Source organism: Pseudomonas sp. PA15(2017) (assembly GCF_001945395.1).
GTDB lineage: Bacteria > Pseudomonadota > Gammaproteobacteria > Pseudomonadales > Pseudomonadaceae > Aquipseudomonas.
Map to the genome: position 1 here is coordinate 83,393 of NZ_MSXV01000050.1, position 20,549 is coordinate 103,941.

Genomic DNA, 20,549 nt, shown 5'->3' on the forward strand with positions numbered 1-20,549 from the left:
CAACTCGACAGATGGCCGGCGCCAGTGGCCGGCCAGAACATGGACAATACGGCGCACTCGCAGGCACGCTCAACTACTCGCAGGTTATGAGCTTAGTGCGCAAAGGCATATTGCTCAGCCGTCCATGGGCGCGATACCGGGCGCCATGCTGGCGATACGCAGCGCCAGCCCCTCATAGGGCTCGAGCTGGATGTGCAACTCGCCATCGGCGGACAGATCGCCCATCAGCCGTTCGTGAATGATGTCCACCACCGGGCCCGGCTCGACGTGCTCCAGGGTGATCACCTCGCTGAGCGGCTCGGCGCCGAAATTCAGCGCCGTGACCTGGATGCCGCGCCCGGCCGGCAGCTCGTGCACCATGATCAGCAGCGCCGGATGCTCGGTGACCGGCACGGCGATTTGCCGGCTGGAGGCGACACCGTGGGAGCGCCGCGCCGCGAACAGCCGGCGCGCCTGGGAGGCGAACGACTGCGGGTCCTGCAACTGCTCGCTGAGGCTGCCGTACAGCTGGCGTGAACGCGGCAGGCCTTCGGCGGACAGCAGCGCTTCGGAGTCGAGGTCGACCAGGTCGTAGCCGCCGCGGTTGATCCAGCGCGTGTCGCCATCGGCGATCAGCTCGGCCACCTGCTCGGCCTCCAGCGGCAAGGCGCCGACCAGATCCCAGCCCGACAGTGCCACCACGCCCGGCTGCATGGCGTTGAACATCAGCAGCAGCAGGTGCACGCGGCGGATCTGCTCGATGTCGGCGTCGGTAATGGCGTTCAGATCACGGATGCCCAGCGCCGCGGTGATGATGCTCACCGTGGTGCAGGCCACGCCGTTGGTGACGAACTTCAGGTTGTAAGGCGCGTGGTCGCCGGTCAGGCGCTCGTACATCTCGCCGCGGATGTGCTCGCGCAGGATGCTGCCCGGCAGACTCTGGCCACGGAACACGTAGGTGTCATTGGCGTGCAGCGTCCAGAAATGCACCAGCTCCAGAGTCAGTTCATCGTGGTTCTGCAGGGCGTGGATCAGCGATGCCGGGTCGATGCCGAAATCGTGCATCTGCTGCAGCATCAGGCGCAGGAACTCGACTTCCCCCGTCAGTAAGGCGTGCTGGTAGGCCGGGCGGGTGATGAAGTCGTAGGACAGATCCGCACCGCCCTGGGACATCGACGCGATGTCGTCCAGGGTCAGGTTCAGCTCCTGAAAACTGAAGGCGCCGGCCTTGCGAATCATCCCGGCGAGCAACTGGTTGCCGGTCAGCGACAGCGGGTGACTCTCCGACCAGGCATTGCCCTGGCTGCGTCGCTCGACGCCGAGGAACCCGTTGGCATCCAGGCGCAGCACCCGCGAGCCGATCACGTCGATGGCGTGCAGCGACTCACCGGTGACCAGCTGCTGGGCGGCAAAGGTTGGGTCCAGCCAGTTCAGCGACGGCTGACCTTCCTTGAAGTAATGCAGGTACACCCAACGTCGCACCTTGCCATCGACGCCGATGATCTCGCCGGTGGCGCTCCAGTCGGTTTCCTTGACGCCCGGCTCGAAGAAGATCACCCGCTGCAACTGGCCGACGATGTAGTGCTTGTCGCGCAGCGCATCGACGGTGGCCGGCGACAGGTTCACCGAATCGCGGCCTTCGGGCAGCGGCGGCAGCAGCTCCCAGTCGGCCTCGGCGATTTCCACCATGTGGTAGAGGCCGGGGTAATCGCCATAGGCCATTTCCGCCAGGCGGAAATCCGCGCCCTTGCCGGTGTGCGACGGGATCGAGTCGTCGATGGTCACGGCGTTATGGGCCGCCGCCACACGGCTCAGGTGCACCAACTCTTCCTCGCTGCCGAAGCGCGGGTCGATCTCCAGGCTGATCCGGTCGAAATTGCCGTCGACGGTGGGCGTGTACTCGCGCCCCTGCAAACCACCCGACCGGCGCAGCGGCCCGGTGTGGATGCCCTGAACGCCAAGTTCGGAGAGTGCCGCCCACAAGCGCTCGTCGCCGAGCGCCTGCAGTACCGAGCCATCGGGCGAGATGATGATCGAGGCGGGATAGACCGCCAGCCACACCGAGGCTACCGCGGTGACGCTGCGCGGCCGTGCCAGTGCATAGGGTTGCTGCCACAGGCGGGCCTGGCCCGAATAAAGGCGCATGCGTTGGCGGGCGGTGTGCAGCATGGACTGCTCGACCAGCCAGTTGATCTGTTGTTCATCTGCCATAGCGATCCCGGGGTGCGAAAGGGAGGATCGCGAACGGCCAGGCCGTCCGCTGGTTCAATTTCAGAGCCAGCTGCCAGGGCTTCGTTCAGATTGATTGCTGCCGCTCAGGGTCTGTACGAAAAGTCTCCGAGCGAAGGTCAGGCGAGGCAAAAATCAGTGAGGACGCGGAGTTTACGAGCTGTAAATGAGCAGTACTCGCTTCGCTCGCCCTACGGGCCGCGCTAAAGCGCGTTAGCCGCAAGCGGCTTGCCGAACTGATTTTTAACGAAGCATCACCGAGCGTAGGTACTTTTTCGTACAGAGCCTAGTGATCTTGCTGAGCCTTCAGATATAGCAGCAGGCCATCGATCTTGTCCTGATCGCCAATGCCCCAGAAGCGCATCTTGTTGCCCGGCACCACGCTGTCGGAATCCTTGATGAAGGCGCTCAGGGTGTCGTGATCCCACACCACGTCCGCCTGCTGCATGGCAGGCGAATACTTGTAGTCCTGAGTGGCGCCGGCGTGGCGGCCGAAAATCCCGTTGAGCTGGGGCCCGAAGGCCGCCCGCGCGCCCGGCCCGACGTTGTGGCAGTTGCCACAGACGCGCTTGAACAATGCCTCGCCGGCAGCGATGTCGGCTTCGGCCAGGGCCGCCTGGGTGAACAGCGCGCTCGCCGCGATGAGCAACCCGTGACGCAGGAGGCGCCGGCCCGGTAGGTGAGTCAGTACAGAAACGGTCATTGGTACGCTGAAAGTGGATGCGGAGGGGGCGCCAGTATGCCCCAGCACCCATACCGATTCATTGATCTGCGCTAGCGAAAGATCAGCGACTGATGCGCCGCTGCGCCCGCCCGTGCACCAGTGCCGACGGCAAGCGCCACTGAGCCTGCAGCCAGGGCCGCGTCGCCGCAGGCGAACACGCCCGGCACGGTGGTTTCCTGGGTTTTGGTGGTTTGCAGGTAAAGCCCCATCGGCCCTTCGAGCAGGGTGCAGCCAAGCTGCGTGGCCAGTGGGCTGCCTTGGTGGGTGCGCGACATCACGAACAGGCCGTCCAGTGTCACACTGCGGCCGTCGGCCAGGTTGACGTCCACGCGCTCACCGCTGATCGATTGCACGCGGTCTGGCTCGACCACCACGCCGCGCCGCGCCAGTTGTTCGAGCTGCTCGGCATCGGGCACGAATGCGCCGTTGAGAAAGAAAGTGGTGCTGCCCCAGTCCGGCAGCATCATGGCGTGGTGAATCGACATGGGCGACACGGCCAGCACGCCGATGCGCCCCTGATCCAGCTCGTAGCCATGGCAATACGGGCAATGAAACACGTGGCGGCCCCAGCGCTCGGCCAACCCATCGATGGCGGGCAGCTCGTCGCGCACGCCGCCGGCCAGGATCAGTCGCCGGGCGGCATGGGCCTGGCCGCCGCGCAGCCTGACCACGAAACCGTCGTCCTCGCGCTTTACCTCGGCGGCTTCCCCGACCTGCCAGGTGACGCTGGGGTAATCCATCAGCTCGGCGCGCCCGTCGGCGGCGATGTCGTCAGGCGCACGCCCGTCCTGGCCGAGAAAACCGTGGGAATGGCTGGCAAAGCGGTTGCGGCGCACGCCAGCGTCGATCACCAGCACGCGACGTCGGGCACGGGCCAACTGCAGGCCGGCGGACAAGCCGGCATAGCTGCCGCCGACGATAATTGCGTCATAACTCATGGCGTTGCTCCTCCATGCGCGGCTCGGGAGAAGACCGAGCCATCATGCAACACCATAAGTTACATACAATCGAAGGGTCAACCTCTCGTAACTTCACTCATTACGAATCATACTCTGCATGACTGCCTCCACCTCGAGACGACCATGAGAAACGACACCCGGCTGTCCCGCATGCTGCACGTGCTGATCCACATGGATCGCCACGCGCAGCGCACCACCTCGGAGACCATCGCGCGCATGCTGGAAACCAACCCGGTGGTGGTACGACGCACCATGGGCCTGCTGCGCGATCAGGGCTACGTGACGTCGGACAAGGGCCACAACGGCGGCTGGTCGCTGGCCAGGCCGCTGGACGAGATCACCTTGCTGGACATCCACCAGGCGCTGGGCTCGCAATCGATCTTCAGTATCGGGATGGCCACCGATCACCCCACCTGCCTGGTCGAGCAGGCGGTGAATCACGCGCTTGGGCAGGCGTTCGGCGAAGCCCAGGCGCTGCTGTTGCAGCGCCTGGCGTCGATCAGCGTGGCGTCGCTGGCCGAGGATTTCGACGCGCGCTACCGGGCTCTGGAAGTGCCGTGCAACAACCACTGAGCACCTTGGCGCGCTAGGGTCTGTTCCCGTTTCAGCGCGAGCCGTGCGTGAGACGGGAACAGAACCTAAAGGTCGCGGAACAGGTCGTGGGCGTTGAGCAGTGCGTAGGCGATTTCCGGGCGGCGCTCCAGCCCACGGCGGATGGCGGCCGGGATCGCCTGGCGGGTTTTGCGGCACAGGCCGGGGAAGGTCTGCACTTCGATGGCGATGCCGCGCATGCTGCGCACTTCGTTGAACCCTGGTGCCACTTCGACGCGAATACCCAGTTGCTCGAACATGCGCTGCTGCATGCGTTCGAGGTCTTCCAGGCTGGCCAGGTTTTCCAGGCGCTCGAGCAGGCGCTTCTCTTCGGCCTTGGTCAGCAGCAGGATGCGCTGATCGCCGCCGGGCACGTCCAGCAACTGCTCGCGCTCGCAGTCGCAAGCGCCCGGCGGGCAGGGATGACGGATCGGCAGAGAAGAATTCATGGCCTGCATCATAGCTACGCTGGCGGCGCGTTGACCATGGTCAACGCGCCGTCGATCGCCCTCGCCGATCAGGCACTGAGCTTGAAGCGGCCTACCAGCGTGTTCAGCCCTTGAGCCAGGTGCGCCAGTTCGCTGCAGGCCGCAGCGGTCTGGTTGGCACCCGAGGCGCTCTGGATCGACAGGTCGCGAATGCTCACCAGGTTGCGGTCCACCTCGCGGGCCACATGGGCCTGCTCTTCCGAGGCGGTGGCGATCTGCAGGTTGCGTTCGTTGATCATGCCGATGGACTCGACGATCTGCCCCAGGGCAGCGCGCGCCTCGTCGGCGACCTGCAGGGTATTGGTGGCTTCCTGACTACTGCCGCGCATGGCCTGCACGGCTTTCTCGGTACCGGCCTGTATGGCCGCGATCATCTGCTCGATTTCCTGGGTCGAGGCCGAGGTGCGATGGGCCAGCCCACGCACCTCGTCAGCCACCACGGCGAAACCGCGGCCATGGTCGCCAGCACGAGCCGCCTCGATGGCAGCGTTGAGCGCCAACAGGTTGGTCTGCTCGGCCACGTTGCGGATCACGTCGAGCACCTTGCTGATGTCCCGCGCCTGATCGGCCAGCCCTTGTACTTGATCGGAAGCCTGCATGACGTTGCTCGACAGGTTACGGATCGCCGACACGGTACGCGCCACGTGCTGGTTGCCGGCATTGGCCGACACGGTGGATTCGCGCGAGGCATCGGAAGCACCACTGGCGTTGCGCGACACTTCGTCGACCGCCGAACTCATCTGCGTCACCGCCGTGGCGGCCTGGTCGATCTCGGCGTTCTGGCTCTGCAGGTTACGGGTGCTCTCCTCGGTGACCGAGGCCATTTCCTCGGCCGCGGCGGCCAGCTGCGTAGACGAGTCGCTGATCTGCCGAATGGCGTCGTTGAGGTTCTTCTGCATGGTGGCCTGGGCAGCCAGCAGGCGCGAGGCTTCATCCTTGCCGGTGACCTGCACGGTGCGGCTGAGGTCGCCCGAGGCGATGGTTTCGGCGCTCTGCAGCGCTTCTCTGATCGGCGCGGCGATGGAACGGGTCAGCAACGTGGCCAGCAGTACGGTCAGCAGCACTGCCACGCCAATGGTCACCAGCACGCCGGTACGACCGTGCTGGAAAATCGTATTGGCATTGATGCCGGCCTGCTTGGCGCCCTGCATGTTGTAGCTGGTCAGCTCGTCGAGCTGCTGCTGCAGCGCGTTACCAGCATCACGCACTTGGCCGTTGGCCAGTTCCAGCGCTTGCGGCAACTGCTTCTGGCGCAGGAACTGGACGATCTGCTGCTGACCATCGAGGTAGGCCTGGGCGCTGGCGTTGATGCGGGTGAACATCCCCCGCTCGACGTCCGAGGAGACCAGATGGCGGTCGTACTGTTCGAGCACCTGCTGCAGTGCGCTACGGTATTGCTGCGCTGCACTTTCGTCGATGGCCTGGCCGGTGTTTTCCACTACAGCCAGCATGCGCAAGGTTTCCAGGCGGATATTGAGCAGATCCTTCTGCATTTCGCCGGAGGCCTGGATGCTGGTCATCCAGTTGGTTTCGATGTCCTGCTCGGCCTCGTAAAGGTCGCCGAGCTTGAACAGTGAGAAAACGCCCAGCGCCATCACCAGCAGGGTGATGAGCGCGAAACAGAAGGCGGCACGGGGAGCGATGTTGAAGCTGCGAAGGTTCATGGCGGCACCAGATCAGAGGCGTTTTACCAACCACTCCCTGTCGGCCCAGCAACGCGAAGCCGTTTGCGCCTCGCATGACTGAACACTAGCAAAGTGCTACCAATGCGTGCGTTAAAAATATCTATCGCATTCAGGCAAAGTGCCATGCTTTTGCAATCGAAGCTGACCAATCGGCCAGTTATCGGGTACTGGCGCTTTACCACGCAATCTTTATCATCCGCAGCGCGAGTATGGGGAACTCCAGCCCACCGCCCTGGTGTCGAACCCCGAGTCCGACGTCAGGCGTGCCGCGACAGCCGCCCGGCCCTTTCACCCTATCAAAGGAACGATTGATGAGCATTCACAGCAACGCGGGGCTCCTTCCCGACGAGCACAGCCTGGTCAACCTGCCACGCCTGGTGGCGCGCTACTACAGCGAGCGCCCGGACCCGAGCGATCCCGCTCAGCAGGTAGCCTTCGGCACCTCGGGCCACCGCGGTTCTTCCCTGAAGAACAGCTTCAACGAATGGCACATCCTCGCCGTGACCCAGGCGATCTGCGATTACCGCCGCGGCCAGGACATCGACGGCCCGCTGTATATCGGCATGGACACCCACGCGCTATCCGAACCCGCTTTCGTTTCCGCCCTGGAAGTGCTGGCCGCCAACCGCATCGAAACCCGTATCGATGCCGGCTGCAGCGAAACCGCCGGCGAGCCGGGCTACACCCCTACCCCGGCGATCTCCAAGGCGATCCTCGACTACAACAAGGGCCGCAGCAGCGGCCTGGCCGATGGCATCGTCATCACCCCTTCGCACAACCCGCCGGCCGACGGCGGGTTCAAATACAACGCCAGCAACGGTGGCCCGGCCGATACTGGCGTGACCAAGTGGATCCAGGAACGCGCCAACGAACTGCTGGTGGCCGGCCTCAAGGGCGTGCAGCGCATCGACTACGCCAGCGCCCTGAAAGCCCCGAGCACCCAGCGCCACGACTTCATCGAACAGTACGTCGGCGATCTCGAGCAGGTGCTCGACCTGCAGGCGATTCGCGGCTCGGGCCTGAAATTCGCGGTCGACCCGCTGGGCGGTGCTGGCGTGCACTACTGGACGCGCATCGCCGAGCGCTTCGGCCTGCCGCTGGAGGTGCTGTCGACGCGTATCGACCCGACCTTCCGCTTCATGCGTGTCGACTGGGACGGCAAGATCCGCATGGATTGCAGTTCGCCCCATGCCATGGCCGGGCTGATCGAGAACAAGGACCGCTTCGACGTGTCCTTCGCCTGCGACACTGACCATGACCGTCACGGCATCGTCGCCCGCTCCGTGGGCCTGCTCAACCCCAACCATTATCTGGCCGTGGCCATCGAGTACCTGTTCACCCGCCGCCCGCAGTGGGCGGCCCAGGCTGCCATCGGCAAGACCCTGGTGTCCTCGTCGATGATCGACCGCGTGGCCACAGGCATCAGCCGCGACGTGGTGGAGGTACCGGTGGGCTTCAAGTGGTTCGTCGACGGCCTGATCGAAGGCCGTTTCGGTTTTGGCGGTGAAGAATCCGCCGGCGCCTCGTTCCTGCGCAAGGACGGCAGCGCCTGGTCGACCGACAAGGACGGCATCATCCTTGGCCTGCTGGCGGCGGAAATCACCGCCGTCACCGGCAAGGACCCGGGCGAGCGCTACCAGGCGCTGACCGAGCGTTTCGGCGCGCCGGTCTACCAACGGATCGACGCGCCAGCGGATCGCGAGCAGAAAGCGCGCCTGAGCAAGCTGTCGGCGTCCCAGGTCACCGCCAGCGAGCTGGCTGGCCAACCGATCACCGCGATTCTCACCGAGGCCCCTGGTAACGGTGCGGCCATCGGTGGGCTCAAGGTGGTCACCGAAACCGGCTGGTTCGCCGCCCGCCCGTCCGGCACCGAAGACGTTTACAAGATCTATGCCGAGAGCTTCGAGGGCGATGCCCACCTCGAGCGCATCCAGAGCGAGGCCAAGGCGCTGGTCGACAGCGTGCTGGCCGGCTGACCAACAAAAACGCCCGGCTGCTGCCGGGCGTTTTGTATAGGTCGATTCAACGCGCCTGGTTCAGGACGAATAAACCTGCGCGCCCTGTACGGCCTTGGCGCGACGCACGCTCTGCTGCTGTCGGTTCATCTGGTTCTGCACCTTGGCCACCGCACCCAGCACCTGCTGCGCCCACTGCTGGTCATCGGGGCGCACCACCACCACACGGAAGCCATGATGCTGGCCTTCTATCTGCACGCCTTCGGAATCGTCGACGTGCAGGTCGATATCGAATGCCGACGGCAATTTCGAGGGCGCATGCGACAGCCCGCGCTCCGTCAGCGCGTGCTTGTGGCGCACGCTGTTAACCACGCCGTCGACGTGGATGCCGTGGAGCATCAGCCAGCGCCGGATGTAGGCCGGCGTGCGCCCTGACGAGGTGTAGATCCACACGCTGCAATCCTGACGGCGCAGCTCGCGAATCAGCGAACGGGTGCCGATGCGCAATGGCTCGCCGAGCCAGCGATGGACGAACGCCGGCAGCCTGCTCGGCTCGGCATCGCTATGCAGGGCCTGGCAGGCCAGGGTGTCGTCGATGTCGAAGGAGATGCGCAGGCGCTGGCGCTTGAGCGAAGCCAGCGGCACGAGCCCCCTGAAGCTCTGCAACGTGGGCAGCTCGGTGAGGTGAGACAGACGGGCTGCAAAACGCTTGTTCATTACGCCTCCCACCCCTGTCCGGCCACGAGCTTTTTATCGCTGAGGAAGAACTTCTTGCGCTCGGGCGACTGGTCTTCCAGAAAGGCGGCGTATTTCTTCTTGATCTTGGGCAGTTCGTACAAGGCCTTCACACCGTGTTTGGCAGAGTTGCGGATCACCGAAGAAGGGTTGAAGTAGCCCTCGGCATTTTTCAGGGTCAGCACGAAAGGCGGCTGGCCGTCACGCATCAGCAGGTAGCTGACGATCAGCGAGCCGGTGCGGTTGTTGCCTTCGATGAACAGCTGCGGCTTGCTGAGAATCCGCACGTAGACGCCGGCGGCACGCTTCCAGACCGATTCGCCGCGATGCGCGCAATACCAGTTGAACACGTCTTTGATCCCGCCTTCGATGTTGTTGAAGAAGTGCGCTTCAGTTGCCGCCAGGTGCTGGGCGAACTCCTGCCGACGCGCCGCGTCTCGCCCACAGAGCACGGTAGCATTGAGCTCCAGCATCAGGTTCAGATTCTGCAGTTCGAACAGGTCGATGCCGCGGGCGACATAATCGTCAATCAGCGCGTAGCCCTCAAGCACATTTTCCAGCACTTCGTCGGTCAGCGGATCGCGGGGTTCGGTGAAGTGCCGGCTGAGCTCGGCGAAGCGGCTCTGCACTTCACGAAGAGCGTGCTCTACCGCTGGTAAATCGAGGCGACGCTTGGCAGGCATTGGCATTCCTGAACGAAAAATTTTGAAACGACAAAATGGCCGAATATCCAGCAGAGCGTTTTCACGCGCAACGGCATTCGGCCTGCAACGGTAAGCGCGGTTAGCTGAATTTGCCGCTGATGTAGTCCTCGGTCATTTTCTCTCGCGGGCTGCCGAAGATCTGATCCGTCGCGCCCATCTCGACCAGGTAGCCCGTACGGGTGCCCTGGGAGATGTCCACCGAGAAGAATGCAGTGGTGTCGGCCACACGGATCGCTTGCTGCATGTTGTGGGTGACCAGGGCGATGGTGTAGTCCTTCTTCAGCTCGATCATCAGCTCTTCGACCCGGCGCGTGGCGATCGGATCGAGCGCCGAGCAGGGTTCGTCGAGCAGCAGCACTTCCGGCTCGGTCGCGATGGCACGGGCGATACACAGGCGTTGCTGCTGACCGCCGGACAGCGACAGGCCGCTGACCTTGAGCTTGTCCTTGACCTCATCCCACAGCGCGGCGCCTTGCAGGGCGTGTTTGACGCGATCGCCCAGGTCACCCTTGTAGCGGTTGAGGCGCAGGCCGAACGCGACGTTGTCGAAGATGCTCATCGAGAACGGGTTGGGCTGCTGGAACACCATGCCGATGTAGCGCCGCACCACCACCGGATCGACACCTTTGCCATAAACGTCCTGGCCGAGGAAGTGCACGTGGCCCTCGAAACGGAAGCCTTTGACCAGATCGTTCATGCGGTTGAGGCTGCGCAACACGGTACTCTTGCCGCAACCGGACGGGCCGATGAAACCGGTGATCTTGTTCTTCTCGATCGGTACGTGGCTGTCGCGCACGGCCAGGAAGTTGCCGTAGAAGATCTTGTCCAGCTTGCAGTCCATGACCACGGGGGCGTGGGTCTCGAACGGGGCGGCTGTTTGTGCGGATAATTGGTTCACTGTCAGAGTGCTCCGATTCTCAATACTTGGGCTTGCCGAAAATACGGCTGATGACATTCACCATGAGCACGATCAGCACCAGGACCAGCGAAGCGGCCCAGGCCAGCTCGAGCTGGTTGTCGAACGGCATGCCGGAGAAGTTGTAGATCAGTACGGCAAGCGATGCCGTGGGATTCATCACGGCCAGCTCGCCGTTGTGATAGATCCAGTAGTTGCTGAACAGCGCGGTAAACAGCAGCGGAGCGGTTTCCCCAGCGGCGCGGGCCACAGCCAGCATGACGCCGGTGAGAATCGCCGGCAGGCCGGTCGGCAGGATGATCTTCCAGACCACCTGGGAGCGGGTGCAGCCCATACCGTAGGCAGCGTCCTTCATGACCTTGGGCACCATCTTCATCGCCTCTTCGGCGGTCAGCACGACGATGGGCAACATCAACACCGCCAGCGCTACACCGCCAGCCGGTGCCGAGTAGGTGCCAGTGGTGACCACCACCAGCGCATAGGCGAACACCCCGGCGAGAATCGACGGCAGTCCGGTAAGCATCTTGGCAGCAAAGCGCGCGGCATTGGCGAGCTTGCTATCCGGCCCCAGCTCGGCCAGGAAAATCGCCGCCAGAATGCCAACCGGCACGGCGATGGCCGCTGCGATGCCAACCATTACGAAGGTGCCGGCCATGGCGTTACCAAAACCACCACCGGTCTCGAAACCAGTGGGCGGCAGCTCGGTGAACACTTCCAGGCTCAGGCGCGCGCCGCCGCGGGTGATCAGCATGTAGAGCACGGAAAGCAGCGGCACGCTGGCCAGCAATGCCACGAGCCAGGCCAAGCCGGTCAACACCAGGCTGCGCAGTGCGCGGCCCTCGAAACGGCGCTGCAGGCTCGGCATCTCGGCGGGAGGAGCGGTCAGGTTAGTCATTATTTGTTGCCCCGCTGGGCGTAGACCATCAGCATCGAGCCGATGATGTTGACGATCAGGGTGATCAGCATCAGCACCAGGGCGGCGTACATCAACACCTCGACCTCGCGCGGCCCGGCTTCCGGGAAGTTCAGGGCCAGCAGGGCCGCCAGGGTGTTGGCCGGGGCGAACAGCGACAGGGAAATGTTGTTGGCGTTACCGACCAGCATGGCCAGGGCCATGGTCTCGCCCAGCGCACGGCCGAGGCCCAGCACCAGCGAACCGAAGATGCCCGTCGCGGCGGACGGCACCATCACCTTGAGAATCGCCTCCCAGTGGGTGGTGCCCATGCCGTAGGCGGCTTGCTTGGTCTTCATGGGAACGCTGGAGAGCGCATCCTGAGACACCGCTGCGATGGTCGGCAGGATCATGATCGCCAGTACCAGCGCGGCAGGCAGCAGGCCGGGGCCGCTCAGCGATGAGCCGAAAAAAGGGATCCAGCTGAGCTCGGCATGCAGCCAGGTGGTCACCGGTCGGATGGCCGGGATCACTACGTAGATACCCCACAGGCCGTAAACGACACTGGGGATGGCCGCCAGCAACTCGACGATGGTACGGAACACCGCCGCGAGCTTGGCAGGCAAGAAATCCTGGGTGAGAAAGATGGCCATGCTGATGCCGAAGAACCCAGCGATCAACAAGGCGATAAAGGCGCTATACAGCGTGCCCCAGATGGCGGGCAGGATGCCGTACTTGTTCTGATTGACATCCCAGACGGTGCCAAACAGCACATCGAAACCGTACTCCTGCATGCCGGGCAATGCCTTGCTTCCGACTTCGAAAACCAGAGCGAAGACCACGGCCAGAATCAGAACCACGCCCACTCGGGCGAGTGCGCGGAAGGTGCGGTCGACCAGAAAATCCTTCTTGGAAGGCGGCCGACAAGCAGAGTCAGGATTGTCTGGAACAAGGAAAGGGCTGGTCATTGGCTAATTCCGACGCATATGCACAACTCCGTCGGGCGGCTATCAGCCACTCCGACGGAGCCGTGCGGGCATTACTGGATGTTGGCAGAGGCTTTGCGAACCTGATCGATGACCGATTGCGGCAGCGGGATGTAACCCATCGAATCGGCGATCTTCTGACCTTCGGTCAGGCTGTACTCGACCATGTCACGCAGGGCCTTGGCCTTGGCCGGGTTGCCGTTGTCCTTGCGGAAGATCATCCAGGTGTAGGTGGTGATCGGGTAGGACTTGGCACCATCCGGGTCCGGCAGCCAGGCGACCAGGTTTTCCGGCATTTTTACCGCCGCCAACGCTTCGGCGCCGCTTTCGGCGTTCGGCACTACATATTCACCGGCCTTGTTTTCCAGTACGGCGAAGTCGACCTTGGCCAGCTTGGCGAAGCCGTACTCGATGTAGCCGATGGAGCCCGGGGTCTGGCGAACGGTAGCGGTCACGCCATCGTTCTTCGGCGATTTGATGAATTTGTCGCTGCCTGGCCAGTTGACGGTATTGCCCTCGCCCAGCTCCTTGTTGAACTCGGCATTGATGGCCGACAGGTGCTTGGTGAATACGGCGGTGGTGCCGCTGGAGTCAGCGCGCACGACGACGGTGATCGGCAGATCGGGCAGTTCCAGGTCGGGGTTGGCGGCAACGATCTTCGGATCGTTCCACTTGGTGATCTTGCCCAGGAAGATGTTCGAGTAAACGTCGCGAGGCAATTTAACGCCCTTCGGGTTGCCTGGCAGATTGTAGGCCAGAACGATTTCGCCCGCGGTCATCGGCAGCAGTTGCACGCCCTCGGCTACCTTGGCGATATCTTCCTCTTTCATCGCCGAGTCACTGGCGGCGAAGTCGACGGTCTTGTTCAGAAAATCCTGTACACCGGCACCGCTACCCTTGGACTGGTAGTCGACAGTAACGCCGGGGGTGTTCTGGCTGAAATCCTTGAACCAAGTCAGGTAGATCGGTGCTGGAAAGCTGGCACCGGAGCCGGTCAGTCGCAGATTTTCCGCAGCAAAGGACACCGAAGTGGCACAAAGAGAAACCGTGAAGGCGATGGCGGCGGACTTGATTAGCTTTTTCATTAGGGAACTCCTTGTGAGAGGGAGCCCGCACTTTGCATCAATCCTATGAACTTTTTGTGACAGGTACTGGCTGATCGCCCTTACCCTGATTTGCAGGGCGTCGAGAAAGGCGCAGAAAAGTTGCCAGGCCCCACCCCGTGGGCTGTGTGATGCCGTTACGGCATGTCATGGGCTAGTAACAATTTATGGCGTGCCTGCCCAATCGCTCGCACATCGAGCTGCCGTGGCGGGTCAGGCGGCTGTCTCGCAGGTGGTGGCCACAGAAAAACGCCACGCCAACATGAAAAAGCCCCGCCTGGTCGGGCGGGGCTTTTTTGCGCCTATTGGAGGGAATCAGGCAGTGGCGCGATAAGTACCGTCACGACCACGGCGCGACCACATCATCTTGGCAGCGGTTGGATTGATCGGCGAGCCGGTGAAGGTTGGCAGGCTGCGATCGATCCACTGGGCGCCCTGCCCCTTCCAGCTGATTTCGCCACTGATCAGTTTGTTGTCGCGCACGATCTCATGCAGCAGTGCCTGAACGCGGGTCTCGCAGAAAACGGTCTGGCGGTCAATCGCCTTTACGAAAGCAACTTCACCATCCTTGCGCAGCGTCATCAGTAACATCCCGTCGGGGCGCTTCTTGAAATCGATGGCGTAGTCCGGGAGGTTTTCGATCAGGTGCTGGATGGCGTATTGCATGGCTTGTACCCTCTGAGTGATGTTCCTTCGTCGAGAGGGATATTGCAGACTGCATGCCAGTTATAGGAAAAACCTAAACCACTGATTTAAAAGGACTATTTAAAGATGAAAAATAATTGAACTATGCATCCTGCACGGCAACCAGATTCTGGTCGTGCAAGATGCAATACTGGGAGGGAGGGGGATTATTCTATAGAGGGGTAATTTCCGCAGAAGTGCCCGTCCACCCGACACAAGGTAATCTTATGGCCCTCCCTACCCTGATCATCATCGACATGCAGCGCGGCATGCTCGAACCGGCAGCAGGCGCACGCAACAACTCCGATGCCCCGGCGCGCATCGCCGAACTGCTCCAGGCATGGAGATTGGCAGGCGCACCGGTGGTGCATGTGCGTCACATCTCCCGTTCGCCAGGCTCGCCGTTCGCACCGGGTCAGCCAGGTGCGGAATTCCAGCCAGCGCTGCAGCCGCTGCCCCAGGAACATGTGGTCGAGAAGAACGTGCCGGATGCATTCATCAACTCGGCACTGGAACGCTGGCTGCGGGTGCGCGGCCTGGATTCACTGGTGATCGTCGGCGTCAGCACCAACAATTCCGTGGAAGCAACAGCGCGCACGGCCGGCAATCTGGGCTTCACCACCCATGTGATCGCCGATGGCTGCTTCACTTTCGCCAAGACCGACTACCACGGGGTGCTACGTAGCGCCGAGGACGTGCACGCCATGGCGCTGGCCAATCTGCAGGATGAGTACGCGCAGGTAATAGAAAGCCAGGCAGCGCTAGCACTACTCAAGCAACTATAAGAACCTGTTCACGATCTTTATGGGCCTGAAGCGACAGGTGCAAGGCAGAAGCGGCCATTGTTGCTTTACCTGTGGGAACGGGCGGGGACGCCCAGTCCATGTCCGTGATTTTTTCGCGGGCATGGCCCGCTCCCACAGATAATCACCGGTTCACCCTATAGGAGCGACTGGCCGCTACTGCAACTTTGTTGCCCAAATCAGCGAACCTGGACTGAGAGATCATGAACAGGCTTAGAGAAAGGGTTGAGGTGGCCATGGACGGCCACCTCGACAGGTGGCGGATCAGAACCGCGGTTTGAGCGCCTGCCAGCTTGGGTCGTACTTCTGCATCTGGGTCACGTCGTTGCGCGAGCGGATGCCGCAGGTCAGGTACTGGTCGTTGAGCTTGGCCAACTGATCGTAGTCCAGCTCGACGCCCAGGCCCGGCGCGCGGGTCAGCGCCACGCAGCCATCGACGATGGGCAGCTTGCCGCCCTTGATCACTTCCTCATTCGGTTCCTGCCACGGATAGTGGGTGTCGCAGGCGTAGGACAGGTTCGGCACCGCCGCCGCCACATGGGTCATGGCCATCAGGCTGATGCCCAGGTGCGAGTTGGAGTGCATCGACACGCCCAGGCCGAAGGTGTCGCACATGCGCGCCAGGATCTGCGTGTCGCGCAGGCCGCCCCAGTAATGGTGGTCGGCCAGCACGATCTGCACGCTGTTCAGCGCCACGCTGCGGCGGAACTCGTCGAAGTCGGTGACCACCATATTGGTCGCCAGGGGAATGCCAGTGCGTTTGTGTACATCGGCCATGCCCTCCAGCCCCGGGCATGGATCTTCGTAGTATTCCAGATCATCACCCATCAGCTCGGCCATGCGCAGCGAGGTTTCCACCGACCAGTTGCCATTCGGGTCGATACGCAGTGGCGCTTCCGGAAAGGCCTGGCGCAGCGCCTTGATGCACGCCACCTCATGCTCGGGGCCGAGCAAGGTACCGGCCTTGAGCTTGATGCTCTTGAAGCCGTGCTCCTCGATCATGGTGCGCGCCTGGGCGACGATCTGCTCGGGGCTGATGCCCTCGCCCCAGCGGTCAGGTTTGTAGGGCGAGCCCACGTGCTCGGCGTACTTGAGAAACAGGTAGGCGCTGAACGGTACGCGATCACGCACCGCGCCGCCGAGCAGATCCACCAGCGGCATGCCCAGGGAACGCGCCTGCAGATCGAGAAAGGCCACCTCGAAAGCCGAATAGGCGTTGGCCACCTGTTTGCTGGGGTGCGAGCCCGGCGCCAGTTCGGCGCCCGCGGTGCCCGGTTTGAGCGCGGCCACGGTCTTCACCACCCGAGCGCGCAAGCCGTTCAGGTCGAAGGGGTCGAGACCGACCAGCGAATCCTGCATGGCCTGCAACACGCTGAGCACCGGCGCATCGCCATAGCTCTCGCCCAGGCCAATGAAACCGTTGTCGCTTTCCACTTCGATGATCGAACGCAGTGCGTAGGGTTCGTGGATGCCGCTGGCGTTGAGTAGCGGTGCGTCACGAAACGCAATCGGCGTCACGCGTACCTGTTTGATCCTCATCATTCAAATTCCTTGTGCTGGAAGTGGCGGCGCAGGCCTGGCCAGCGCCGGTGCATGTCAGGCGGGCGTTACGGCGGGCTTGGGGCTCACGCCATTGCCGTTGCCCTTGGCGCCCTTGCTGGTCTTGGTCATGAACACCAGGATGCCGGCGACCAGCGAGACCACCGCTAGGCCGATCAGCCCGCCCTCGATGGAGCCGGTGTGCTGCTCGAGATAACCGAAGGTGGCCGGCGCCACGAAACCGCCCAGGCTGCCTACCGAGTTGATCAGGGCGATCACCGCCGCAGCGATGCGCGCATCCAGATAGGCCTGGGGAATCGGCCAGAACAGCGAGGACGCCGCCTTGAAGCCGATCGCCGCGAAGCAGATGGCGATAAAGGAGAACACCGGCCCGCCGGTGGTGGACATGAACAGCCCGAACGCCGCGATGATGAACGCCGCCGAGGCCCAGGCCTGCTGCCACTTGTAACGCGAGGCCAGGGCGGCGAAGGCATACATGGCAGCGACCGAGATGATCCAGGGAATGGAGTTGAACAGGCCGACCTCGAAGTCGCCCAGCCCGCCCATGGAGCGGATGATGCTCGGCAGCCAGAAGGTACAACCATAGATGGTCAGGGAGATGGAGAAGTACAGGAAGCAGAACAGCATGATCTGCGGGTCACGCAGCAGCTTGAACACCGAGTGCTTGACCGCACCGGTCTCCCCCGCCGCCAGTTGACGCTGACGCTGCTCTTCGTCGATGCAATCGGTCAGCGCCTGGCTCTCCTCACGGGTCAGCCACTTGGCGTCCTTGGGCAGCGAGTCCAGCCAGAACCACACGAAGCCGCACAGCAGCACCGAGAACATGCCCTCGATGAAGAACATCCACTGCCAGCCCTTCATGCCCAGGCCGTCGATCTGCAGCAGTGCCCCGGACAGCGGCCCGGAGATGATCGAAGCGATCGCCGAGCCACTCAGGAAGATGGCCATGGCCTTGCCGCGTTCACCGGCCGGCAACCACTTGGTGAAGTAGTACACCACGCCCGGGAAGAACCCGGCCTCGGCGACGCCGAGCAAAAAGCGCAGGATGTAGAACCAGGTTTCGTTGGGCACGAAGGCCATCGCAGTGGCGACGATGCCCCAGGTGAACATGATGCGAGTCAGCCATACCTTGGCGCCGTAGCGCTGCAGCAGCATGTTCGAGGGCACTTCGAATAGCGCGTAGCCGATGAAGAACAGGCCAGCGCCCAGGCCGTAGGCCGCAGCGCCGATACCCAGGTCGGTTTCCAGATGACTGCGCACGAAGCCGATGTTCACCCGGTCGATGTAGTTGACGATGAACATGACCACGAACAGCGGCAGTACGTGGCGTTTCACTTTCGAGACCGCGCGGGCGACAACCTGCGGGTCGGCTGAACCTTGAACGTTATTCAATTGGGGCGACTCCCGATCATTGTTTTTGTGGGATGCGCCGATCATGTACGCGGGCATTGATCCCGTCTAATCTATATTGGCATTCGATTGATACCTGGATTAGATCAATGTTCGAACTCGCTCAACTTCGCTGCTTCACCACCGTTGCCACCGAACTCAACTTTCGGCGCGCCGCGGAGCGGTTGAACATGACCCAGCCACCCTTGAGCCGGCAAATCCAGCTGCTCGAACACAGCCTTGGCGTCGAACTGTTCACCCGCAGTACGCGCAGCGTCGCGCTCACCGCCGCTGGCCGGGCATTCTTCATCGAAGCGCAGAACCTGCTGGAGCGCGCCCACCAGGCCGCTGCCTCGGCGCGGCGCTTCGCCGCTGGCGATATCGGTTCGGTAAGCATCAGCTTCGTGGGCAGTGCGGTGTACGAATTCCTGCCCAGGGTGATCGCCGAGGCGCGCCTCAATCAGCCTCAGGTGAAGATTTCCTTGAGCGAGATGAACACCCACCAGCAACACGAAGCGCTGCGCACCCGGCGCATCGACCTGGGCATCGTGCGCCAGCCACTGCTGCAGGCCGGCTACGAAAACGAATGCCTGGTGCGCGAACCCTTCGTGCTGGCCATTCCCCGCCAGCACCCGCTGGCCGTGGTCGGTCAGGTGGGCGTTCGGGATCTGGATGGCGCGCCCTTCCTGATGTACTCCCACGCCGCCTACCCGCCGTTCAACGAGCTGTTGACCGGTATGTTTCGCTCGGCCGGCGTGGCCCCGGAATACGTGCAATGGCTGGGCTCGTCGCTGACCATCCTGGCGCTGGTCAACGCCGGCATGGGCCTGGCCCTGGTGCCGCGCTGCGCCACCAATGTGGTGTTCAAGGACGTGTGCTTTCGCGAGATCGACCTCGGCGAAGGCATCCAGAGCGAGCTGCACCTGACCTGGCGCAGCAACAACGACAACCCCGCCTGCCTGATGCTGCTCGAGGCCATCCGCGCGGCCGTGGCGGCGGAGGTGCACTGAAGGTGGACATCGCCGCCACCTGCGCCCGACACGGGGAGATCCCGGTCGCTTCAAAGATGAATACCGAAATCTCTGCCGGGTTTCGCTTCACTCCGTATAGCCATCGGACGAGGTCACTTAGTGCTTGTCCATGCCCAGTTTCTTTTCCAGGTAGTGGATGTTGATCCCACCCTGGCAGAAACCCTTGTCGCGAACCAGGTCGCGGTGCAGCGGCACGTTGGTCTTGATGCCGTCGACGACGATCTCGTCCAGGGCGTTGCGCATGCGGGCCATGGCCTCGTCGCGGGTCACGCCGTAGGTGATCAGCTTGCCGATCAGCGAGTCGTAGTTCGGCGGTACCGAGTAGCCGCTGTACAGGTGCGAGTCGACACGCACACCGAAACCGCCCGGAGCGTGGAAGTGCTTCACCTTGCCGGGGCAAGGCATGAAGTTGTCCGGGTCTTCGGCGTTGATGCGGCACTCCAGGGCGTGGCCCAGGAGCTTGATGTCTTCCTGCTTGTAGGACAGCTTGTTGCCCGCGGCGATGCTGAGCATCTCCTTGACGATGTCGATGCCGGTGACCATTTCGGTAACCGGGTGCTCGACCTGAACGCGGGTGTTCATCTCGATGAAGTAGAAACGGCCGTCTTCATAAAGGAACTCGAAGGTACCGGCACCGCGGTAGCCGATTTCGATGCAGGCATCGACGCAGCGCTTGAGCACTTCGGCGCGGGCCTTCTCGTCGATCAGCGGCGCCGGGGCTTCTTCCAGCACCTTCTGGTGACGGCGCTGCAGCGAGCAGTCGCGGTCGTACAGGTGGATGGCGTTGCCCTGGCCGTCGGACAGCACCTGGACTTCCACGTGGCGTGGGTTGCCGAGGAATTTCTCCAGGTAGACCATCGGGTTGCCGAACGCGGCACCGGCTTCGGTGCGGGTCAGCTTGGCCGACTTGATCAGGTCTTCTTCCTTCCACACCACGCGCATGCCGCGACCACCGCCGCCGCCGGCGGCCTTGATGATCACCGGATAGCCGACTTCACGGGCGATGCGCAGGGCTTGCGCTTCGTCTTCCGGCAGCGGGCCGTCGGAGCCTGGAACCACCGGTACGCCGGCCTTGATCATGGCGTCCTTGGCGGACACCTTGTCACCCATCAGGCGGATGGTGTCGGCTTTCGGGC

The 20,549-nt window shown here is 62.9% G+C and carries 19 protein-coding genes; 4 read left to right on the forward strand and 15 right to left on the reverse strand.

What is annotated here, in order from left to right; translation table 11 throughout:
• Positions 1-114 precede the first annotated feature (114 nt).
• From treS to BVH03_RS16030, 3 genes are all read right to left on the reverse strand, one after another.
• Positions 115-2,190 carry a maltose alpha-D-glucosyltransferase gene (gene treS, locus BVH03_RS16020; RefSeq protein WP_371915367.1) on the reverse strand — a complete coding sequence of 692 codons (2,076 nt, stop codon included), beginning with the start codon at positions 2,188-2,190 and terminating at the stop codon, positions 115-117.
• Between the two features lie 304 nt (positions 2,191-2,494).
• A complete protein-coding gene (locus tag BVH03_RS16025) occupies positions 2,495-2,911 on the reverse strand; it encodes a cytochrome c family protein (RefSeq protein ID WP_075962098.1) in 417 nt (138 codons plus the stop codon).
• Between the two features lie 71 nt (positions 2,912-2,982).
• Positions 2,983-3,870, reverse strand: a complete 888-nt coding sequence (locus tag BVH03_RS16030; protein WP_075962099.1) for an NAD(P)/FAD-dependent oxidoreductase — start codon at positions 3,868-3,870, stop codon at positions 2,983-2,985.
• A gap of 144 nt (positions 3,871-4,014) precedes the next feature.
• Here BVH03_RS16030 and BVH03_RS16035 point away from each other — a divergent pair, with 144 nt between their 5' ends.
• On the forward strand, positions 4,015-4,464 hold the full coding sequence (locus tag BVH03_RS16035; RefSeq protein WP_075962100.1) for an Rrf2 family transcriptional regulator: 450 nt from the start codon (positions 4,015-4,017) through the stop codon (positions 4,462-4,464).
• Positions 4,465-4,529: 65 nt separating this feature from the next.
• On the opposite strand, the gene BVH03_RS16040 is transcribed toward BVH03_RS16035, so the two are convergent.
• Both BVH03_RS16040 and BVH03_RS16045 read right to left on the reverse strand, forming a co-directional pair.
• Entirely contained in the window at positions 4,530-4,931 is a 402-nt protein-coding gene (locus tag BVH03_RS16040) for a hypothetical protein (protein WP_075933873.1), read from the reverse strand.
• Positions 4,932-4,999: 68 nt separating this feature from the next.
• Complete coding sequence (locus BVH03_RS16045) at positions 5,000-6,634, reverse strand: methyl-accepting chemotaxis protein (protein WP_075962101.1); 1,635 nt, start codon at positions 6,632-6,634, stop codon at positions 5,000-5,002.
• Between the two features lie 332 nt (positions 6,635-6,966).
• Between BVH03_RS16045 and pgm the strand changes: the two genes are divergently transcribed.
• Positions 6,967-8,631, forward strand: a complete 1,665-nt coding sequence (gene pgm, locus BVH03_RS16050) for a phosphoglucomutase (alpha-D-glucose-1,6-bisphosphate-dependent) (protein WP_075962102.1) — start codon at positions 6,967-6,969, stop codon at positions 8,629-8,631.
• A gap of 60 nt (positions 8,632-8,691) precedes the next feature.
• On the opposite strand, the gene BVH03_RS16055 is transcribed toward pgm, so the two are convergent.
• The 7 genes from BVH03_RS16055 to BVH03_RS16085 all read right to left on the reverse strand — a co-directional run bounded on the left by BVH03_RS16055 (position 8,692) and on the right by BVH03_RS16085 (position 14,612).
• On the reverse strand, positions 8,692-9,327 hold the full coding sequence (locus tag BVH03_RS16055; RefSeq protein WP_075962103.1) for a hypothetical protein: 636 nt from the start codon (positions 9,325-9,327) through the stop codon (positions 8,692-8,694).
• Positions 9,327-10,028: a hypothetical protein gene (locus BVH03_RS16060; RefSeq protein ID WP_075962104.1), complete on the reverse strand. Its 702-nt coding sequence runs from the start codon at positions 10,026-10,028 to the stop codon at positions 9,327-9,329. The genes BVH03_RS16055 and BVH03_RS16060 overlap by 1 nt, the downstream gene beginning before the upstream one ends.
• Before the next feature lie 100 nt (positions 10,029-10,128).
• Complete coding sequence (gene pstB, locus BVH03_RS16065; RefSeq protein WP_256574727.1) at positions 10,129-10,890, reverse strand: phosphate ABC transporter ATP-binding protein PstB; 762 nt, start codon at positions 10,888-10,890, stop codon at positions 10,129-10,131.
• A 76-nt stretch (positions 10,891-10,966) separates the two neighbouring features.
• The gene (gene pstA / locus BVH03_RS16070) at positions 10,967-11,860 is read right to left on the reverse strand and encodes a phosphate ABC transporter permease PstA (protein WP_075962106.1); all 894 of its coding nucleotides are present in this window, start codon (positions 11,858-11,860) and stop codon (positions 10,967-10,969) included.
• Positions 11,860-12,825, reverse strand: a complete 966-nt coding sequence (pstC, locus tag BVH03_RS16075) for a phosphate ABC transporter permease subunit PstC (protein WP_075962107.1) — start codon at positions 12,823-12,825, stop codon at positions 11,860-11,862. Before pstC ends, pstA begins: the two co-directional genes overlap by 1 nt.
• A gap of 71 nt (positions 12,826-12,896) precedes the next feature.
• Positions 12,897-13,928, reverse strand: a complete 1,032-nt coding sequence (gene pstS, locus BVH03_RS16080; RefSeq protein ID WP_075962108.1) for a phosphate ABC transporter substrate-binding protein PstS — start codon at positions 13,926-13,928, stop codon at positions 12,897-12,899.
• A gap of 333 nt (positions 13,929-14,261) precedes the next feature.
• The gene (locus tag BVH03_RS16085) at positions 14,262-14,612 is read right to left on the reverse strand and encodes a hypothetical protein (protein WP_075962109.1); all 351 of its coding nucleotides are present in this window, start codon (positions 14,610-14,612) and stop codon (positions 14,262-14,264) included.
• Between the two features lie 245 nt (positions 14,613-14,857).
• On the opposite strand from BVH03_RS16085, the gene BVH03_RS16090 reads away from it, so the two are divergent.
• Positions 14,858-15,415 carry a cysteine hydrolase family protein gene (locus BVH03_RS16090; protein ID WP_075962110.1) on the forward strand — a complete coding sequence of 186 codons (558 nt, stop codon included), beginning with the start codon at positions 14,858-14,860 and terminating at the stop codon, positions 15,413-15,415.
• Between the two features lie 282 nt (positions 15,416-15,697).
• Here BVH03_RS16090 and BVH03_RS16095 read toward each other — a convergent pair whose 3' ends face one another.
• The gene (locus BVH03_RS16095; protein ID WP_075962276.1) at positions 15,698-16,972 is read right to left on the reverse strand and encodes a glucarate dehydratase family protein; all 1,275 of its coding nucleotides are present in this window, start codon (positions 16,970-16,972) and stop codon (positions 15,698-15,700) included.
• Between the two features lie 57 nt (positions 16,973-17,029).
• Positions 17,030-18,385, reverse strand: a complete 1,356-nt coding sequence (locus BVH03_RS16100; RefSeq protein ID WP_075962277.1) for an MFS transporter — start codon at positions 18,383-18,385, stop codon at positions 17,030-17,032.
• Between the two features lie 107 nt (positions 18,386-18,492).
• Here BVH03_RS16100 and BVH03_RS16105 point away from each other — a divergent pair, with 107 nt between their 5' ends.
• The gene (locus tag BVH03_RS16105; RefSeq protein ID WP_075962111.1) at positions 18,493-19,392 is read left to right on the forward strand and encodes a LysR substrate-binding domain-containing protein; all 900 of its coding nucleotides are present in this window, start codon (positions 18,493-18,495) and stop codon (positions 19,390-19,392) included.
• A gap of 117 nt (positions 19,393-19,509) precedes the next feature.
• Here the strand turns inward: BVH03_RS16105 and BVH03_RS16110 are convergent.
• On the reverse strand, positions 19,510-20,549 hold a 1,040-nt coding region (locus BVH03_RS16110; RefSeq protein WP_075962112.1), incomplete at its 5' end, for an ATP-grasp domain-containing protein.

What these genes read in the sequence shown, in the direction of transcription:
- BVH03_RS16025 (WP_075962098.1), bottom strand. Translation starts at nt 2,911, where the DNA reads ATGACCGTTTCTGTACTGACTCACCTACCGGGCCGGCGCCTCCTGCGT.
- BVH03_RS16095 (WP_075962276.1), bottom strand. Translation starts at nt 16,972, where the DNA reads ATGAGGATCAAACAGGTACGCGTGACGCCGATTGCGTTTCGTGACGCA.
- treS (WP_371915367.1), bottom strand. Translation starts at nt 2,190, where the DNA reads ATGGCAGATGAACAACAGATCAACTGGCTGGTCGAGCAGTCCATGCTG.
- BVH03_RS16090 (WP_075962110.1), top strand. Translation starts at nt 14,858, where the DNA reads ATGGCCCTCCCTACCCTGATCATCATCGACATGCAGCGCGGCATGCTC.
- BVH03_RS16045 (WP_075962101.1), bottom strand. Translation starts at nt 6,634, where the DNA reads ATGAACCTTCGCAGCTTCAACATCGCTCCCCGTGCCGCCTTCTGTTTC.
- pstB (WP_256574727.1), bottom strand. Translation starts at nt 10,890, where the DNA reads ATGGACTGCAAGCTGGACAAGATCTTCTACGGCAACTTCCTGGCCGTG.
- pgm (WP_075962102.1), top strand. Translation starts at nt 6,967, where the DNA reads ATGAGCATTCACAGCAACGCGGGGCTCCTTCCCGACGAGCACAGCCTG.
- BVH03_RS16035 (WP_075962100.1), top strand. Translation starts at nt 4,015, where the DNA reads ATGAGAAACGACACCCGGCTGTCCCGCATGCTGCACGTGCTGATCCAC.
- pstA (WP_075962106.1), bottom strand. Translation starts at nt 11,860, where the DNA reads ATGACTAACCTGACCGCTCCTCCCGCCGAGATGCCGAGCCTGCAGCGC.
- BVH03_RS16055 (WP_075962103.1), bottom strand. Translation starts at nt 9,327, where the DNA reads ATGAACAAGCGTTTTGCAGCCCGTCTGTCTCACCTCACCGAGCTGCCC.
- BVH03_RS16030 (WP_075962099.1), bottom strand. Translation starts at nt 3,870, where the DNA reads ATGAGTTATGACGCAATTATCGTCGGCGGCAGCTATGCCGGCTTGTCC.
- pstC (WP_075962107.1), bottom strand. Translation starts at nt 12,825, where the DNA reads ATGACCAGCCCTTTCCTTGTTCCAGACAATCCTGACTCTGCTTGTCGG.
- BVH03_RS16105 (WP_075962111.1), top strand. Translation starts at nt 18,493, where the DNA reads ATGTTCGAACTCGCTCAACTTCGCTGCTTCACCACCGTTGCCACCGAA.
- BVH03_RS16060 (WP_075962104.1), bottom strand. Translation starts at nt 10,028, where the DNA reads ATGCCTGCCAAGCGTCGCCTCGATTTACCAGCGGTAGAGCACGCTCTT.
- BVH03_RS16040 (WP_075933873.1), bottom strand. Translation starts at nt 4,931, where the DNA reads ATGAATTCTTCTCTGCCGATCCGTCATCCCTGCCCGCCGGGCGCTTGC.
- pstS (WP_075962108.1), bottom strand. Translation starts at nt 13,928, where the DNA reads ATGAAAAAGCTAATCAAGTCCGCCGCCATCGCCTTCACGGTTTCTCTT.
- BVH03_RS16085 (WP_075962109.1), bottom strand. Translation starts at nt 14,612, where the DNA reads ATGCAATACGCCATCCAGCACCTGATCGAAAACCTCCCGGACTACGCC.